Origin of the sequence: Pedobacter sp. SG908 (genome assembly GCF_011759615.1) — a bacterium.
Classification (GTDB): domain Bacteria; phylum Bacteroidota; class Bacteroidia; order Sphingobacteriales; family Sphingobacteriaceae; genus Pedobacter; species Pedobacter riviphilus.
Genome location: NZ_JAAOYY010000001.1, coordinates 1,905,806 through 1,924,902, shown reverse-complemented (window position 1 = coordinate 1,924,902; position 19,097 = coordinate 1,905,806). Strand labels below are relative to the sequence as shown.

The following is a 19,097-nucleotide window of genomic DNA, read 5'->3' as shown; positions in this document are numbered from 1 at the left end:
TAGATTGTAAATAGATCAATTTGCGGCAAGTAAAACAGAAGAATTAATTACCATTTTTATAAAATGTTCCTGTTGTGAAACAGGCAGAAAGCCTACTTTTTTGTAAATGGCATAAGCAGCCAGATTATCAGCGTGTACTTCTAAAAAGATGCGTTTAAGATTAAGGTTATAAAAGGCATATTTTAGCAACATTAAAGAAGCGCTATAACCTATGCCTTTTCCCCAGTATTTCTTTTCGCCAATAAAGAGGTGAAACACTGCAGTCTCGTTTTCAATATCGAGCAGCTGAATATTGCCTATATATTCGTTCGTATTTTTTACGCAGATGGCAAAGCGTTTTTCATTAGCCAGATTTAGTTTATTTAATAGCCACTGTTTTTCAACCTCGGCCGTAATGGGATCTTTTAACACAAATTTGGTGTACGACCATACTTCAGGATCGTTTCTCCACTTGTACGACACATCAGCATCTTTTAATTCTAGTGGCCTTAAGTATATTTGCGTGTTCATATGAGCGATTTTAAAGTTTTAACAATTACTTTCATATCGGCTATGCTGTAACGGTGATCAATTGGCAACGAAACAAGATGTTTGGCTAAAAAGTATTCATAACTATCAACATGTGCCCATTCGTAAACGTTAGGCCAATAGGTGGCCACAAATATTTTTTGATCAATGAGCTGCTGTTTTACGGATGGGTTTTCTAACAATAATGGGTAAACCATCGGAATATCTTCCCCTGAAAAGTTTAGTCTCAAGATATTTTCCTGCCCCAAATGTTCGTTGAGGTAGGCAAAGTTCTTTCTTCTGATCTCGGCGTACTTACCATAATCAATACTTGAAAGAATGGTTTCTGTTAAAACCGACATCCTTTTGATTTCGTTATTGCATAACTGCTTGTTGTTTTCTATGTAATCGGCATAACCCTCTTCAATGTTGATATCGATGCTTTTAATCAGGTGAGAAAACCGATCTATTGATTGATCTTGTTTTAAATTTAAACCTAATGTACTCGAGATATTGAGATAGGCCCCATCCGGTACGCCGAAAAACTTGCGGCATGAGTAAAAAGTGTCGCAATCGTTTACCGGTTTGCAAAAAAAAGCTTGCGCATTATCTATTATCAGGTTCTTGATTTCTTTGGTTAACCTTTTAACAGTTTCCGTTTTAAGTCCGAAGTAATTGGTATAAAGCAAGCAGCAACGTTCGCCTATCTCAAAATCTATAACCGGATCTAAATCTTCATCTATATGGTAAAAGTGATATTGTACATTTAATTTTTTGAGTGGTTCAAGCAAAACTTCACAGGTATAGTATGGAAGATATATGGTGGAGTATTTTCTTATCCTTAATACATACTCCAGTGCATTTCTGCCTGTATTAAGTGCAATTAAATCAGGGTAATACCCCTCTCCTTTTGACAATTCGAGTGGAATATAACCACCTATAGTTTTGGGTGAATGGATTTCTGTTCCCATAGTATTATCCTCTATCCTTGATCTGCTTTATACATCCTGTTTTCTACAGGCCTATAATATTCCTGTAAACTAGCTGGCACCCTTGCATTATAACCGATAATCTGCCTTAAATCGCTATTTATTTTTTCGCCAAACTCATATCCTAAAAATCTAGGATAATCGAATTGTTGTTTAATATAAGGTTTAGTGAAACCTAAGGTTAAGGCTCTTCGCTGTTTGCGGGTGAAATTAATGCCCCCTGCGTGCCAGATATTGGAATCGAATAGTATAATACTTCCTTTTTTGGCGATAGCTTGTTTAGCAAAAGCTTTAAAGTGCTTCTCTTCTGGTTTGATATCCAGTTTATGAGAGCCCGACAAAAAGTGCGTGGCACCATTAAATATGGTAAAATCATCGAGTACAATAATCATCTGGATCATAAACTTAAATTCAGACGAAAATGTACGTACATCGCGATGGATATTCTGGATATAGGACTTGCTTTTTTTTGTATTAATTACTCCGTTTATCCCATTAAGAATGTAGTTTCCGCCTAAAAAATCACGGATTTCTCTGTGGCAGTACAACTTACTCAAAAGCTCAATCGCGAAATTATCTTTCTCAAGCAAATGATGTAACGTTCCTTCCATATTCTCCTCAATTCCATTTAAAACCTGTATCTCTCTTCTTAACAGGTAAGAAGTTTCGAAACCTGTGGTTATTTCTGAAATTAATTTCTGATTGATTGCCTTTTCATACACAACCCATCCATACTCATCAATAGCTTCCCTAAAGTCGGCTAAAGTTGCTCGTTTATAAATAAATGTATTGTTCACAATTTTAGGTTTAGTTTATTTATTTGGTTAGTTATCAATGTGTAAAAGGTAGTTAAGCTTGTAAACGCATAATCTTAAAAAGCGCTGCATTAACGATATTTACATCAAATTTTGTTTTTGCAAATTCATGCGCTTTGTTTCCAAAGGCAATAATATCATCACTGTTTGTAATAAAATACTCCATTTTACTAGCTAGTGCACCTGCATCTTTAACAGGAATAAGAAATCCGTTAGCCTGTTCAGGATCATTATTAACCGTTTCCCGGCAGCCTACAGAGTCGCAGGTAATTACCGCCCTGCCTATAGCCATTCCTTCAAGTATACAGCGTGGAACACCTTCACCATAATAAGAAGGAAGCACCATTACCGATGAGCGCTCAATATCCGGGCGCACATCATCAACCTGTCCTATGTATTGGATGGTGTCTCCACTGATAATTTTTTGATACAATTCAGGTGCAATGGCATCTATATTAGGATCGTATGGTCCAATCAGTTTAAAAACGGTTTGTGGAAATCGTTGTTTGGTTAATTTAGCGGCATCGTAATACTCTTTAATGCCTTTTGCATTGATGAGCCTCGATACCATTAAAAATGTTACGGGCGAGGCGCTCGGTTTGGAATAGTGATAATGGCTTAAGTCTACTCCCGAGCCGTTTACCACATAAACTTGGTGTTTTTTATTCAGGATCTTTAGGTCGATTAAACGTTGAGAATCGTCTTTGTTCTGAAAAATAATACTTAAATGTGGGTTGGGTTTCAGACTCAACTTTAGTAATAACCTCGTTATTTTAACAATTAGTTTATTACTGGAAGAATTATCGGTAAAGTTATACCCCAAACCGGTAAGCATGGGAGCAATTAATTTAACCTTGCAAATTTTAGCTAAGAAAGAACCATAAATAACAGGTTTAAAGGTGTAGGGGAAAAAAATATCTGGCTTTATCTGTCTGATGAGTTTATACAACGAAAAGATAAACCTTAAATCGGATAAGATGGAAACGTTACTACCGTCTAATTTACTCTCGTAGGTAATTACATTGAGTTCTTTCAGTTTACTTCGAACCGATTCTTGTTCAATTTTTGGCGTAAACACATAAACCTGGTTATGTTGCTGCATCTTTTCGATCAATTTCCCTCTAAAATCTAGCAGGGATCTGGATGAGTCGCAGACGATAAAAATCTTTTTCCTGGTTATATTCATCATGTCAAAATTTTAATTTAAATTGCAAAGCCACCTATCCAGGTGGCTTATTGCAGAAAAAATATGAAGGTTTTGCTTACCTACTTGGCACCAGCATTTGCCGTAACAATTGCAGGAACACTCGCTGCATCGTTAAGGAATGATTTGTAATCATACTCTGGAACCCAGGTAGAAACTGCCGTCGTTATATTGTTTGGACCACATTTATCGTAAATGTTGGTGGTAATACCGCTAAAATATCCTTCCGGATCGCTTGCTACTTTTGTGGTTAATGGTTTAACACAATTTGAGAAATACTCATTATCTGTTCTTACTATACCACCCGCTCTTGTACCGATAGAGTAACCAGAGTTGTTAAGGTGATAGTTGTTAAACATATGTACACTACCATAGTTCATTGATGGTTCTCTTTCGGTAACATTATACCACATATTGTGGTGCATGGTTACGTGCAGTTTGCCTTTATCAGCTTCGTGCCCCACAATACCACCACTAATTAGCACTGATAGGTTGGTATCATGGAATTTACTCCAGGAAACAGTTACGTAATCCGATTCTCTTGTAATACAAATATCTTTACCCCAATAATCCCAGCCATGGGTACGGTCTGTAGAGAAATCGCAATGATCTACCCAAACATGGTGAGCAGCTTCTTTAATTTGTACAGCTGCCTGTTCTACGTAGTTTTTAAAAGTAATATTCTGAACTATAATGTTGCTTACTGTGTAAATAAATAGATTAACCCCTTCTATAACAGCTCCAGATTTGCCAATAATAGATTTGTTTGATTTTACATAAACAATATCTTTACCAGCACCTTTAATGGTACCGCTCACATAAATAGTACGTGTAACATTATCGCCAACTGCAGCTTTTAATTGATCGAGTGTGGTTACCGTAGTTTCAACACCACCCTGACCGCCGGTTGTTTTACCATTTACCAAAGCATAACCTACTAAAGCAGAATTAATGGTAGTATTAGCAGGCGGGGTTACAGTTTCTGTTGGTGGTAAAACAGCGCTTGTGGCGCCCATTACATAAGTATAAGAACGGCCATTAGTTCTTGGATCGGTATTGTCTGATGCCGAAAATATTACCGTAGTACCCCAATGGCTGAACCTGCCTTTACCTAAATTTCTGATATCATCGTGTACACTATGGGCAGGACCCAGTTCTACTCCGTTTTCAAATAATCTTAAAATCGATTGTTCTTTTGAAGTAGAATTGTCGCCACCAGGAATTGATTCTGAAATTTTATATGCATAACCTCCGTCAGATTTTACACCTGTAAGGCTTAATTTACCTGTGCTGCCACTGGTAGCTGCTAATACTGATGTAGAATCGCTTGAAAACAATTCTGTACTGTTGGCCAATTTATCATCGGCATTCACACTTTTTTTACAATTACTAAAGAAAATAATTGTCGTTAATACTAAACCAATTAAACTCACTTTTTTAAACAATTTTGTCATTCTCTGCATTTTTTATTTTTTTTAAATTTACCACTTAACGCTATATGCGATAAATGAGTACGTTTAAGAAAATGCAGTTAAAACGCTGATAATTAAATAATAGGCTTAATATTTGGCATTACTTATACTGTAAACCAATTGCTTACAGATTGTAAAATGACAGTTTAATAATTCAGTTTAATAAAATTTATTATACACTTAGTTTACACAACTATGACAAATTAAATTGTAACAATAGCTGTTTTAGGAATCAACTGTAAATTTGGGTGATAAAACGCTGTAAACCAGTTTACAAAATTCTTTACACCTTTTTGCACAGAAACAGATGGTTCATAATTTAATAGGTTTTTTAAATCGTCAATATCTGCTGATGTTTCTGCCACATCGCCATCTTGAATGGGCATAAATATTTTTTGCGCGGTTAATCCGGTTTCTTTTTCAATTTCTTCAACAAAATCTAACAGGTTAACTGGTGCTCCTCTCCCAATATTAAATACGGCAAAAGGTGCTGCTGATGTAGCTGGATCAGGGTTTTGGTTATTCCAGTTTGGATTGGCCTGTGCTGGTTGATCAAAGACTCTTACAATGCCTTCAATAATATCATCCACATAGGTAAAATCTCTTTTCATTTCGCCATTATTAAAAACTTCGATGGGCTTACCTTCCAAAATTGCTTTTGTAAACAAGAACAAGGCCATATCTGGGCGCCCCCAAGGACCATAAACTGTAAAGAAGCGTAAACCAGTGGTTGGTAAATTAAATAAATGGCTATATGCATGCGCCATTAATTCGTTACTTTTTTTCGAAGCCGCATATAATGAAACCGGATGGTCTACATTATCGTGCGCAGAAAATGGCATTTTTTTATTTAATCCATAAACACTGGAAGAGCTGGCATACAATAAATGGCCAATTTTGAAATGACGGCTACATTCCAGTATATTTAAAAAACCTTTAATATTTGCTTCTATATAGGCATCTGGATTGGTTAAGCTATATCGCACACCTGCCTGAGCCGCCAAATTACAAACCGCATCGAATTGATAGCTTTTAAAACAATTTTCCAAACTTTCTTTATCGCAGATATCCAACTTTATGAAAGTGTAATTTTCATATCTATCACTTACCTGAGGAACACCATAAACCAAATCGGTGTGGTTAATACCAGTTTGGGCTAAACGGGCATGTTTCAGGTTTACATCATAATAATCGTTAATGTTATCAATGCCCACAACAACATCTCCTCTTTCCAACAAGCGTTTTGCTAAATGGAAACCAATAAATCCGGCTGTACCGGTAATTAAAATTTTCATAAAATTTAAGTTTGAGAAACAGTTAAAAATGGCCTCGAAAAAGGCATGATTGTTTGTTTTTAGGATACAGCAAAGCATCCCATCAGAAAATGGGGCAATGGTTTGTTTATGTTTTGGTCTTAGTTTTGGTGCTGCAGCGCGTTTAAAATAGATTGAGCAAATATTTCTGGTCTACGGCTGTACAAATACTGCATCGCAGTTTCAGTATTCTGAGGTTGGTTTTGCTTTAATTTTTTGCCCATTGCTTCGGCAAGGGCTTCTACATTGTTTACTTCTACTTTGGCAATAGCTGGAATTTCGCTGATGCCTCCTGCGCAAAGTGTAGAAACTACTGCGCTGTTTACCGACATCATTTCTAAGAGCACATTCGGAAAACCCTCTTTGATGGAAGACACCACGCAAAGTTTGGCCTGTTTAAAATAAGGGGCCGGATTATCTATCTGTCCCTTTAAAAAAACCGAATCGCTTAAGTTATTCTCCTGGATAATATTGATTAATGATGCTCTTTCTTTTCCCTCTCCCAGTACGAGCAATTTAAGTTTAGGGTGCTCCTGCTGAATCAGTTTAAAAGCTTTGATCAAAATCGAAAAACCTTTTTCCGGGATCAACCTTCCTGCAGAGCAGATAAAATCGAGTTTGGCATCGCCATTAATTAGAGGCTGTTCAGATTTAGCAATGATCTTATTAAAATCGATGGGATTGGGTTGTACCAATATATTTTGCTTCGATAAAAATTTATTATGATCAAGCAGCTGCATTTTCATTAATGTGGTCTGGCAAACCACTAAATCTACAGCCGGATAACCCATGCGATAAATGATCTGATAAATGCGTTTTTTAATTCCGGTAAAACGGGTAAAAATAGAGGTGCATTCGCGTACAATTAATTTCGACCTGAAATAACCTATACGTTTTAAAAAACCCAAAAAAGCATTTAAATACGGGTGCGTGCTCATTATCACATCGTCCTTCTTATATTTTCGGAGCAGTGGTATCATTTTTACAAAACCCCAAAAAATTGTCTTTTCAGATAAATATCTTTTGAAAATCCCGTCAGAAATTTTAAGCCCTGTAAAAGCATGTTTTTTTAAAAAGTACATTTCGCCGTTAACTTGGGTAGCCATTGTCAATAGCACATTTTCCGCCCCGTTGGGTGCATCAGTTAACGAAATGAAAATCATTCTTTTTTCACGTGTGGTCATTTCGAATGGCGATTTATCATTTTTTAAGATTCCGAACAATTTTTTTGAAGGGCATCATCAAGCTTAACACTTTCCGCTTTCCGTCTATTACAATAATGTTGTTAGCGAAACTGATGTTATGAAGTCCTTTGTTATAAGGTTTATCGGGTAATATTTCGAATTTATGGGTGGTTGTAAACGTTTTTTCGCTCAGTGCTTCAATTTCGTTAATGATAATTGAACCTCCGTAACGGTTAATTGGGTTTTGTGTGGGTCGGTATAGCGATTTACCAACTTTAAATAAACTCCCAGCAGCCCTGCAAAGTTCTTTTTCTACAGGGATGGGATTTTGATAATGCCCAGTGTATTGACCGTTTAAAGTTTTTGAATGATAAATGTACAAGTGATTTTGATCTCCGGATACACTAGTAAAAAGCCAATATTTATTTTCATGATAAATAATCGAACTATCTACAAAAGCTTTTCCACTAATCAACACTTTTATTTTGGTTAACTGGTTTGGATGCTCCAGATCAACCTGATAGAGTGCTATTTCTTTTGCTTCTGATGTTTCCGGGATACAGTATAAGCATCCATTTTCTTCAATAAGATAAGGATAAGATAAATGTATTGCCTTTGGCTTAATGCCCTGTACTTTTTTCTTGTTTTTGAAGTCGAATCCATCAATCATCATAATCTCGCCCTTTCCTTTCCAAAAATCCAGTTCTTCGTAATAGATCCTTGGTGTGTTATTTATATTCACCACAAAAGGATCAGCAGCATAATCGATGTTATCTTCCTGTAACCAGTTTATTGCTGTGCCAAGCTTTTTTGTGCTGATCAGCTCTTCTGGCGTTTGATAAACAAAACCAATATTCCATTTGTCGGCGGTGAATATTTTATTAAAGAGGTTAACTGTTGCATTCATCATGTTATGTTATACTAATAATGAAACTTTATCAGCGCCTGATTTATTTTTAATTAACCATTGAGAGAGTACAAGCAATTTCCATATCTGTGGATACCTGTTCCATTTTCCTGTCATATGCTCATTGATAATTTCTTGTGTCCTTTTCAAATGAATGCCAGGAATGTTCTTCAAATTATCGGCTGATAAATTATCCATCACATAATCTTTTAATTCATTTTTGAACCAGTGCTGGAATGGCATAGTAAAGCCAGCTTTTGGCCGATCGAACATATGAGCAGGGACACGATCGAACAATAAATCTTTTAATATCCGTTTTTGGTTTCCATTGGTGTATTTGAATGCTGTGGGCAGAGTTCTTGAAAACTCGATTACCCGATAATCCATTAAAGGGGACCTAGACTCTAGCGAAAAGGCCATTGATGCGCGGTCTACTTTCGTATTAATATCTCCATTCAAATAGGTTTTAATATCAAAATCAGAAATACGTTCTAACAAAGGTTTAGATGGATTGGTTAAAATATGCATCAATGGATTATACTTGGCCAGATCAGGTTGTTTTACCCATGAATTTTCCATGTTGCCAAACATCTTTACGTATAATTTTTCTACGTCTTCCATAGAAATGCCCATGGCAATTAATTTATGGCGGTAACTTGGCGATTGGTTAATTATGCCTGCCAATGCTTTTCTGATGCCGTGTGGCGCATAAAACAGGCTGTTTATCTGTTTTATCCATTTATAACGATGATATCCTAAAAAAGCCTCATCTCCAGCATCACCGCTCAATGCAACAGTTACATGTTTCCTGGTATTTTTACTGAGCAACATGGTGGGTATGGCACTCGAATCAGCAAAAGGCTCATCATAAAAACGGTTAAAGTTTTCAATTAATTCAATACCATCATTGTAATTACACTCAATAGTATAATGATCAGTACCCAAATGTTTAGCAACCTGATTGGCATAAGCACTTTCATCGAAGCCTTTTTCATTAAATTTTATAGAGAATGTTTTAACATGGTCGATTTCTTTTGTTGCTAAAGCTGCAATTAACGATGAATCTATCCCACCTGATAAAAACACACCCAATGGCACATCAGCATTCATCCTGATTTTAACCGCATCGGCCAAAATAAGCGCTAAAGCTTCTTTAGCTGCTTCATAACTTCCATCAAATTTGTTCTTCCAGCCATAATCTAAAGTCCAGTATTCAGTAATTTTAAGCTTATGAGATTTAAGGTCATATTTAAAATAATTAGCCGCAGGTAATTGCTTTACCTCTGTGTAAATAGATTGAGGCTCTGGTAGATATCCCCAAATTAAATATTGATTAATGGCCTCTTCGTTAACAGTTAGGTTTCTATTTATATTAATTTGTGAGGATTGGCTTGCAAATTCGAACGATAGGTGATCGTGGGCATAATAAAAAGGTTTTTTGCCAAAGCGGTCTCTGGCACCAAACAGTTCATTTTTATGGCTATCATAAATTACAAAAGCAAACATCCCGTTAAAATGGGTTAGGCAATCGGTACCATATTCCAGATAAGCGGCGCATATTACTTCGGTATCTGAGCTGGTGTTAAACTGGTAGTTTTTCCGTTCCAGATCTTTTTTAATGTCTTTGAAGTTGTATATTTCTCCGTTAAAAACAATATGAAGGTGCATATACGAAAAGGGTTGATTGGAGCGGGCATCAAGATCGATAATAGCCAGTCTATTGTGCGCAAAAATAACTTGATCGTAATGTTGGATGCCAGTATAATCTGGACCTCGAAAACTGATTCTTGCCATTTTTTCACGGATAGTACCGTTTGAATAAGGTATGGTTGTGCCGTATATTCCACACATAGCGATAATATTTTAGATTGTTAACTGATTAATTCTTCATATTGTGCGCTGATTTTATCCAATGCGCATTTCTGATATACATTTCGCCTAATCTCGACTGGGTTCCATTGGCCTTGGGTGCAGGCCTGGATAATTCGCTGCCTAAAGCCTACCAAATCATCCTGTTCTAAAACAAAACCGTTAAAGCCATCAATAATTAACCCTGGGATTCCGCTCACCTTAAAGGTTACCACTGGCAAGCCTACGGTAAGCGCTTCTAAAACCACATTCGGGAAACCTTCTGTATAAGAACTTAACACCATTAAATCGTGCTGAACCATTACTTCGTGAATGTTTTTAATCTCTCCTAAAATTTTAAGTCTGTGATCGAGCTGAAGGTTCTTAATTTTGGTGCTAATCTGTTCTTTCAATACTCCAGTCCCAACGAAATCGAGATGATAATTTTCGGGCAAATGCGCCATGATATCAACCAGCCGCTCTAAGCCTTTTTCCAATGCAAAACGAGCCACAACTAATAATTTATAGATTTTATCAGGTGTTTTCACCTTCTTTACCGTATTAGTTTTCAATACCGGATTGGCAATTACCTTGATCAGTTCTTGATTAACATTATAAGTATCGATCAAGGATTGTTTCATTTCTTCAGACTGGCAGACGATCTGTTTGTACCCGCGATAACTTGCACTGGCAAAAAGTTCGTAAAACCTCGACTTAAATCCTTCGAACAATCTTTGTTCGTGCGGAATATTCGAAGCCCTTGCAATAAGCATCGGAATTTTTAAAAACCGCCCAACCAGTGATACCAAGATATTGATGTGATCGGTAGTGGAAAAAACCGCATAAGGTTCTTCTTTTTTTAACAGGTTATAAAGTGCAAAAAAAGATTTAGATGCTTTTTTGGTTTTTAAATCAATAAAACGTACATCATCTAAATCCATCGAAAAACAATTCACGGTCGAATCTAAAATCACAATGGTTACATCAAACTTATCTTTGTTAAATCCTTGGGCCAAGTTCCAGAACACCCGTTCTGATCCACCTGAGGTTAACGAGCTGAGTATAAAGAAAACTTTCTTCTTCAGGATAACTTCTTCGTTAATAGTTTTTTGAGGAGCGCACATACTATTTTAGTTGATGACAATTCTATTAATCGTTAACAAAATAATTTTGAAATCGGTTAGGATATCGTTATGATTGATATACCTCATATTCTGTTTTATTTTTGCGGGAATAATGCGTTCCACATAATAAGTTTCAGGGTCTTCGGCATGCTTAAGCAGTTCATTTTCGTTGCAAAACTCTACCGAAGCCCAATCGGTAATACCAGGCTTAACCGATAAAACATAACGCTGTTCGTCATTATAGAGGTTTACATATTTTCTAACTTCTGGCCTCGGACCAACAAGACTCATCTGCCCTTTTAAAACGTTAAATAGTTGTGGCAATTCATCAAGTTTATATTTTCTTAACCAATAACCCAGTCTGGTAATGCGGGTATCGTGGTTCCCAATAGTGAGTAAACTATGGTTACTCTGTACAATATGCATGGTTCTAAATTTTACCACGTGAAAATCTTTCATATTTCGCCCCACCCTGATCTGTTTAAAGATGATAGGGCCCTTGGAATCAAGCTTAATCAAAATTGCAATCAGGATTAAAAGCGGACTAAAAAGGATTAGGAATAAGCTTGCGAATACCACATCGAATACTCTTTTTTTATTCTTTTTCATAATGCAATTGCCATTTGTTTATGTGGGGTAAAAGCTTCTTCAGAAGTTTTAATGCGGTTATTCAATTGTATATTCACACAGCTGATAACCGAATTGATAATGAACTCGATCTCTGTTACCGTTAATTGCGGGTAAATAGGCAGTGAAATTTCATTTGCATAGTTCTGATAAGCCATTGGGTAATCTTCAATTTTATAACCCAGATTTTTAAACAGGGTGAGCATCGGCATTGGAATGAAGTGAACATTACTGGCAATGCCCAACGATGCAAGGTCATCAATAACCTGATCCCTTTGTTCTTCTGTAAGACCGTTAACGCGCATCGGAAAAAGATGGTAGCATGATTCTCTTTGTGTACTTACCAAAGGTGGAGCGATAAACCAATCTTCATCCTGAAAACCATCACAATAACGCTGGGCAATTTTTTTTCGTTGCGGCAAAAGTTCTTGGTTATACTTTCTGATCTGTGCAAGACCAATGGCCGCACAGATATCGGGCATATTGATCTTTAGTCCCTGAAATAAAATATCGTAACGCCAACCTCCGCCTCTCGATTTAGAAAGTGCATCTTTATTTTGTCCATTAAGTGTATACATTTTTAAGTAGTGGTATTCTGCCTCTGAATCAAACGGATATGGAAGATTTAGGCATATTGCACCACCTTCTGCTGTAGTTATGTTTTTAACTGCATGAAAAGAAAATATAGTTACATCACATTTTTGAGCGGCCGGTTTATCATGAAATAAACTACCAATCGAATGGGCCGCATCTGAAATTAACAGGATTCTTTTTAACAGCGATTGTTTTTCTGATTCACACCTAAATTTTTTCTGCACTCTATGGTTTGTAATCAGCTCTTTTAAAGTCGTATAATCACATGGCCAGCCTGCAATATCTACTGCAATTATGGCTTTTGTTTTAGTAGTAATGGCTGCTTTTACTTTATCCGGATCGATGTTAAAATCATCCAATATATCAACCATAACGGGTATAGCCCCACAATGAAGAACGGCTAAAGCTGTAGCACTATAAGTATAAGCTGGGATAATTACTTCATCGCCAGCTTTAACACCAAACCATTTTAACATTAAAATAGCGCCAGATGTCCAGGAGTTAACACATATCACTTCTTTCGTTCCGGTGATACTTTTAATTTCTTGCTCAAGAGCTTTCACTTTAGGTCCGGTTGTAATCCATTTATTATTAAGGGTATCTAATACCTGATCGATCACAGATTGATCGATAAACGGAGGTGAAAATGGAATGTTCATATTCGTTAATTTAATTTTGGTAATTCAAAATCTGCATAATTAGGATAACCCGAACGGTTAATTGTATTGAAGTAGAATAGGATCTTCTGTTTTGATTTTGGAGAGTTGTAAAATGGCAAAATAGAGGAACAACGTAGGACCACTGGTGGCCAAAAGCCACTCGTTATGGAAAAATGAATTAATGGATATGGCCAGAAAAGAGCAGCTTAAACATACAAGGAGTGCATTCTTCTTATCTTTGATATGCAGAAAGGCATAAAAAATAATCTTCCCTACTTTTCGATATAATAAAATGAGTAAAATAAAACCCAGCAAAGGCCCTAAATAAGTAATAAACATTAAATAGGCATTATGGGATGTAATTACAACTGGTCCTTTTTTATAAACAAAGTTGTGCTGTACTACATCGTTCCAGGTTTTTCCATAAAACAATAGTCCAAATGGATAATCGGTTATAATTTGAATGTTCTCGCCCATCAAATCGCCACGTTCTTCTTTGGTCTTCGCATTTTCGGTGCTTTTATTTAAAATATTCTGTTGCTTCTTACCTTCTGAAAATTGTTCAATTGAGCTTTGCGCAATAAAGAATATCGCGCAAAACATACCAAATATTAAAATAGACTTGGCTTTGTAATAACTTAAGAAAAATAACCCCGTTACAACTGCAAAAGCTACTAAAACCGACCGTTGCATGCCAAAGAAAATAAGGCATAGCGCTAAGCCGAATAAGAGCAGATTAATTAGCCAGCTTCTTTTAAACAGTATGGCATTAATAACTAGAAATGGTGTTAAAGCAGCCATTTGGTAACCGAAAGTAAAAATGGTGGTCGATATTCCCGCTGGTGCCTGCAATACATCCTCCTGCACCAAAAGCGAACGGATGGCTGCCATATTGTACCGGTGATCGATAAACATGATGATTCCCGAAAGCAGCAATACACCAAAGAAAAATCCGACTGCGATGTTCATTCGCTTTAAATTGGTACCGATAACGTAATTGAATAACAAGGCAAAACAGCCCGCAACAATTAATAGCGCAAAAAAACCGGTAACATCTGACTGGCCTATAAGATAAAAAAACAGGGCAGCAATAAAGAAAACAAATAATTCTTTGCCATAATGAAAGCCTGTTTCTTCTGTTCGATAGAAATAGATTAACGGTGCCAGGAAAACCATTGGTGCCGGAATCCTAAAAACCCCAGTCATGAAGATGTTAAATGTTGTTACGTAAACGTAGGCAAACAACAAAAAGAGAAACATTATTTTTTTAATCATGACATGATGAGTTGTTCCCAGTTGGCCGAAATACGTTCAATGGAATTTGTTTCATTGATCGATTTTGCTTTTTCTGAAAATTTTCTTCTTAAATATTTATTATTAAGCATTTTACCAATAGATAATGAAAGTTCTACTATATCTCCTTTGGTAACCAGAAGACCATTAACGCCGTGTTCAATAATTTCTGAAGGGCCAAACTCGCAATCCATTGCAACACAGGCACAACCCATCCCCATAGCCTCTACCAGTACATTTGGATAACCTTCACTTCTGGAAGAAAGCACAAAAACCTCAGCCTGTGTATAATAGTCTTGGAGATTAGATTTAAAGCCAATCAACTTGACTTTATCTTTTAGATTTAAATCGGCGATCTGTCGTTCGAGACTTGCCCTTTCTGGTCCTTCTCCTGAGATTAAAAGATCCACATCAGCCAAGTCCAGATTGCTGTAGGCTTCAATAAGGTGGTCGAAGCCTTTTTCGTGACATAATCTGCCAACAGAGAGTATAAATCGTTTGCTGTGAACAGTACCTGCGTTTAAATGAGAAAAGTGATGGATTGGATTATGTATTGTTTTAAAATTATTCAGTGTTTCGAACTGTTTAATTCTTTTAAATCCTTTAAACATCTCAAATGCAGGTAGTACAATTGCTTTCGATTTTCTATAAATGTGAAATGCAACCCACTGTAGCAATTTATTGTATTGATGTAAAGTATACGCTGGTGCTGTTCTTTCTGAAACCAGATAGGGCAAACCTAAAATTAAGCAGCATAAACCCGCCCAAACATTGGCAGATGTCATAAAACAGATGGTACAAAGTGGCTTTTCTTTCTTTAGTACAGCGAGTAACCGGTAAAAAGTTAAATAAGCATACCTAAGTCTGTTGAAAAGACTTTGATGGTCATTTCGTTTAACCAGGTTTATAATTTTAACTTTTTTATTTATTTCATACCTGACTCCTGCTGTGTTGAGACAAATCATGGTAACACTACAATCTTTATCGCTAAAGTGATTAGCCAGATTAGTGATTACCCTTTCAGCACCGCCCCCCTCTAAACTGTTGATCACGAAACATAATTTAGTAGCCATTTCGAATTAGTTTACAATCGTTTTAATAGTCTGGAAAGCGTTTCTGAATGTTTTATATTTCACTTCAAAGAAGAAATATTTTCTAAGGTAGAAGTACAAAAGCCTGGCTTTCTGCAAACCCGTATAAGTAAAAATCTTAGTAATGATATAGAAATCGCTCAGTTGCATTTTCTTTAATGGAACATAAGATACAGGGCTCCAGATACCGCCAGGATGACGTCTGTAGCAGCTCATTACTTCCGGCAAAACGTATACTTTTTTACCCGTTACCCAAGTGCTATAAAGTTTCAATAACTTATCGCAGGCATAACATTTTAAAAGCCAGTCGTTTTTATAAAGATTCTTAATGGGATCTATATTGCGATAAACAATAGTTGCAGTACATGTTTCTGCCTGTTTATTCACTACCAGATCGTTAAAGCTATACTGCAACGGAATAGGGTTAAAATCCATGTAAATCAATTCAGTATCATCAAAATTAACTTCACGGGTATAGTGGCAGCACATCACGTAATCAGGATTGTTCTCCAAAAAATCAACCTGTTTTTGCAACTTGTTAGGGTCAGTCCAATAATCGTCACCATCGCAAGTGGCTACATATTTCCCTCTGGTTTCTAAGGCCACGCGAATAACGTTTTTAACGGCACCGATGTTCTGAGGGGCTATTAAGCGTTTAATTTTACCAGGATGTTTTGCGATGTATTCATCAATAATCTCTGTGGTCCCATCGGTAGAGCAATCGTCGCCTATAATAATTTCTGTATTAAAATTGCATTGCTGCATCAAAAATCCATCCAGCGCTTTTGCAATAAATTTACGGTGGTTATAAGTGATGCAAAAAATGCTAACCATTATATCAGTATCGTCTTGTTTCATAATAGAAGCCGTTATTAATGGCCATTAACTGCCATTCCTATTCTACCATTAACCAATGTATCATAATCGGCAAGTTTAAGCACTTGTTTTTTGCGGTAATTCTGCGTTCTCAAAATAATCCTGGCCACTAAATCCTGATCAGCACTGGTTAAGGTGTGGTAAAGTGGTAAACACATAATGCGTTTAGAAATAGAATCACAGATCGGCATATTTACCTTAATGATGTAAGGTAAAGCAGATAACGATGGATAAAAGTACCGTCTGCAATACACCTGAACTAGTTCTAACTGCTTCATACAATCGAGCATAACTTCTTCTGATTTAAAAATTACAGGATAGTATGCATAATTAAATTCAGTGTCGGCCTGGATAACCTGAAACTGGGCTTCAATTTTATTCAGCCGCATCTCGTAATGAAGCGATAGTTCTTTGCGTTTACTTAAAATCTGATCGATATGTTTTAAATTACAGAGGCCCATTGCGGCATGAAATTCTGAGTTTTTAGCATTGATACCGATCTCCGAAAAAGTATCTACTCCACTATAACCGAAATTACGCATCAGCGCCATTCTCTTTAAAATTTCAGGATTTTGAGTAAAAACAGCACCACCTTCAATGGTATGAAAGAGTTTAGTAGCATGGAAGCTTGTTGTGCTTACATCTCCATAAGCGAAGATAGATTTACCTTTATATTTTGTACCAAAACAATGAGCGGCATCATAAATTACTTTTAGTCTGTGCTTTTTTGCAATGCGGTCTATCGCTTCAATATCACAAGGATTTCCGAAAACGTGTGTAGCTAAAATTGCAGAGGTATTAGACGTAATGGCCGCTTCAATTTTATTGGGGTCTATATTAAGCGTATTTTCGTCTATATCAACAAAAACGGGTTTACAGCCTTGCCAAACAATACTGCTGGTGGTTGCTACAAAAGAAAACGGTGTGGTAATAATTTCACCTTTTACTTCTAAAGCTTGTATAGCCAGTTGTAATGCAATAGTGCCATTAGTTACGTATAACAAATGTGGCAGCCCTAAATATTGCTGTAACTTTAGCTCCAGCTCATTTACTAAGGGACCATTATTGGTGAGCCACTGTCTGGCCCAAATACTACTTACGTAGCTTTTAAAATCTGCCTGTTTCGGCAAAAAGGGTTTGGTTACAGGTATCATTGTTTGAGGATTAATTGTTTAAAATCAACGAGTGCAGCCAGTTTGATACTGCTACTTATGCCGAAGTAAAAACTGCCATAGATGATGCTTATACCAACTATGCGTAAAATATTATTGATGTGATAATGTGATAAATACCAACTATCGAGGTAATAACATGAAACACCTAAAATACTAGATAACAATAAAATAGGCACAACATCATAAAGTTGTTCTTTAAGTGGGTAATTGATTAATTTACCGCTATATATTGAATTGATATAGTAAGCAAAAACTGTAAAGAAGAGCTGAAAATATAGAAGCCCCATAATGCCAAATGGAATTGCACAGATAATTCCGATTACACTCAGCACCTTTTTTAAAATTTCTAATTTCAAAAACTGACCGCTATGACCTTTAACTTTTAAAATATTCAGGTTGTATGCGTGCAAGGGATATAAAATACCGGCAATACATAAAATCTGAAAATAAGGCACAGAAGGCAGCCATTTATCGGTTAAAAGCAAGGAGATTAAAGGTTGAGCAATAAGTGCTAAAAAAATCAGGATAGGTGCATTCCAGAATAACACTTGTTGCATTAGCCTTCTGTAAACCATTTTGAGCTTTACATCATCATTGCTGATGTTCGAAAACATGGGATAGGTTACTTTACTAATGGCTGTGGAAATAATCCCAATGGGCAACTGACTTAAACTATCTGCCCTGGCATAAAAACCCAATTGGGCTGCCGCATAAAAGCGACCTATAATAACAGTATATAAATTTTGATAAATGGTATCCAACAGTCCAGAAAGCGTCATCTTGTAGCCAAAGTGAAAGTGCTTCCTGAAGCTTTTTTTATTAAAAATCAGTCGCGGCCGCCAATCTGAGTAAAACCAATGCAATGCGGTAGAAACACTCGCACTCAGCAAGCTCATCCAAACCAAACTCCACGGGCCGTAACCATTTTTTGCCAGGTAAATACCTAAACAACCACCCAATATTACTGCAGGTATTTGAATGACCGTTTGCAGTTTAAATTTCATTTCCTTAGTTAATAAAGTACTCTGAATACTGAAAAAGGCATTAATTAAAAAGGTTAATCCGTAAACCCTAACAATATCGGTAAGCAGGGGCTGTCTGTAAAAACTGGCAATTAGTGGTGCTGCAAAGAACAAAACACCATACACTATGATGCTCCCACCCAGATTAAAAAAAAAGATAGTAGAAAAATCTTTTTGTCCCGCCATCCTTGTCCGGATTAGCGACGATGTTAAGCCGCTATCCATTAAGGAGTTACCAACAGCGATAAAAATAGAGAGCATTGCAATTAAGCCAAATTCTGCAGGACTTAATAAGCGGGCCAATATAACGGTAACGAACAGGTTTATGAATTTAACACTAAACTGTTGTCCAATCGACCATATAATGCCCGATCGCGCTTTATATGTTAAACTCATG

17 protein-coding genes are annotated in these 19,097 nt (G+C 36.5%); all 17 read right to left on the bottom strand.

The features are described from left to right. Positions 1 to 15 precede the first annotated feature (15 nt). The 17 genes from FHT21_RS07870 to FHT21_RS07790 all read right to left on the bottom strand — a co-directional run bounded on the left by FHT21_RS07870 (position 16) and on the right by FHT21_RS07790 (position 19,096). Complete coding sequence (locus FHT21_RS07870) at positions 16 to 510, bottom strand: GNAT family N-acetyltransferase (RefSeq protein WP_167294151.1); 495 nt, start codon at positions 508 to 510, stop codon at positions 16 to 18. After that, on the bottom strand, positions 507 to 1,478 hold the full coding sequence (locus tag FHT21_RS07865; RefSeq protein WP_167294150.1) for a hypothetical protein: 972 nt from the start codon (positions 1,476 to 1,478) through the stop codon (positions 507 to 509). Before FHT21_RS07865 ends, FHT21_RS07870 begins: the two co-directional genes overlap by 4 nt. An 11-nt stretch (positions 1,479 to 1,489) precedes the next feature. Continuing rightward, complete coding sequence (locus FHT21_RS07860) at positions 1,490 to 2,293, bottom strand: phytanoyl-CoA dioxygenase family protein (RefSeq protein WP_167294149.1); 804 nt, start codon at positions 2,291 to 2,293, stop codon at positions 1,490 to 1,492. 52 nt (positions 2,294 to 2,345) lie between these two features. Beyond that, a complete protein-coding gene (locus FHT21_RS07855) occupies positions 2,346 to 3,500 on the bottom strand; it encodes a glycosyltransferase family 4 protein (RefSeq protein WP_223833654.1) in 1,155 nt (384 codons plus the stop codon). Positions 3,501 to 3,577: 77 nt separating this feature from the next. Then, positions 3,578 to 4,969, bottom strand: coding sequence for a pectate lyase (locus FHT21_RS07850; RefSeq protein WP_167294148.1), 1,392 nt, complete (start codon positions 4,967 to 4,969; stop codon positions 3,578 to 3,580). A gap of 221 nt (positions 4,970 to 5,190) precedes the next feature. Next, entirely contained in the window at positions 5,191 to 6,282 is a 1,092-nt protein-coding gene (locus tag FHT21_RS07845; RefSeq protein WP_167294147.1) for an NAD-dependent epimerase, read from the bottom strand. A 119-nt stretch (positions 6,283 to 6,401) separates the two neighbouring features. Then, complete coding sequence (locus FHT21_RS07840; RefSeq protein WP_167294146.1) at positions 6,402 to 7,523, bottom strand: glycosyltransferase; 1,122 nt, start codon at positions 7,521 to 7,523, stop codon at positions 6,402 to 6,404. Then, positions 7,501 to 8,394, bottom strand: coding sequence for a glycoside hydrolase family 43 protein (locus tag FHT21_RS07835; protein WP_167294145.1), 894 nt, complete (start codon positions 8,392 to 8,394; stop codon positions 7,501 to 7,503). The genes FHT21_RS07840 and FHT21_RS07835 overlap by 23 nt, the downstream gene beginning before the upstream one ends. 6 nt (positions 8,395 to 8,400) lie before the next feature. Next, positions 8,401 to 10,242, bottom strand: coding sequence for an asparagine synthase (glutamine-hydrolyzing) (gene asnB / locus FHT21_RS07830; RefSeq protein WP_167294144.1), 1,842 nt, complete (start codon positions 10,240 to 10,242; stop codon positions 8,401 to 8,403). A gap of 20 nt (positions 10,243 to 10,262) precedes the next feature. Beyond that, positions 10,263 to 11,363 (bottom strand): glycosyltransferase, encoded by a 1,101-nt coding sequence (locus tag FHT21_RS07825; RefSeq protein WP_167294143.1) that lies wholly within the window; start codon positions 11,361 to 11,363, stop codon positions 10,263 to 10,265. 6 nt (positions 11,364 to 11,369) lie between these two features. Then, positions 11,370 to 11,972 (bottom strand): sugar transferase, encoded by a 603-nt coding sequence (locus tag FHT21_RS07820; protein WP_167294142.1) that lies wholly within the window; start codon positions 11,970 to 11,972, stop codon positions 11,370 to 11,372. Further along, the gene (locus FHT21_RS07815; protein WP_167294141.1) at positions 11,969 to 13,243 is read right to left on the bottom strand and encodes a DegT/DnrJ/EryC1/StrS family aminotransferase; all 1,275 of its coding nucleotides are present in this window, start codon (positions 13,241 to 13,243) and stop codon (positions 11,969 to 11,971) included. The genes FHT21_RS07820 and FHT21_RS07815 overlap by 4 nt, the downstream gene beginning before the upstream one ends. 57 nt (positions 13,244 to 13,300) lie before the next feature. Continuing rightward, positions 13,301 to 14,518 (bottom strand): O-antigen ligase family protein, encoded by a 1,218-nt coding sequence (locus FHT21_RS07810; protein WP_167294140.1) that lies wholly within the window; start codon positions 14,516 to 14,518, stop codon positions 13,301 to 13,303. After that, positions 14,515 to 15,609: a glycosyltransferase family 4 protein gene (locus tag FHT21_RS07805; protein ID WP_167294139.1), complete on the bottom strand. Its 1,095-nt coding sequence runs from the start codon at positions 15,607 to 15,609 to the stop codon at positions 14,515 to 14,517. Before FHT21_RS07805 ends, FHT21_RS07810 begins: the two co-directional genes overlap by 4 nt. A gap of 6 nt (positions 15,610 to 15,615) precedes the next feature. Beyond that, positions 15,616 to 16,485, bottom strand: coding sequence for a glycosyltransferase (locus FHT21_RS07800; protein ID WP_167294138.1), 870 nt, complete (start codon positions 16,483 to 16,485; stop codon positions 15,616 to 15,618). Between the two features lie 14 nt (positions 16,486 to 16,499). After that, entirely contained in the window at positions 16,500 to 17,657 is a 1,158-nt protein-coding gene (locus FHT21_RS07795; protein WP_167294137.1) for a DegT/DnrJ/EryC1/StrS family aminotransferase, read from the bottom strand. Beyond that, positions 17,654 to 19,096 (bottom strand): lipopolysaccharide biosynthesis protein, encoded by a 1,443-nt coding sequence (locus FHT21_RS07790; RefSeq protein ID WP_167294136.1) that lies wholly within the window; start codon positions 19,094 to 19,096, stop codon positions 17,654 to 17,656. Before FHT21_RS07790 ends, FHT21_RS07795 begins: the two co-directional genes overlap by 4 nt. Position 19,097 lies beyond the last annotated feature (1 nt).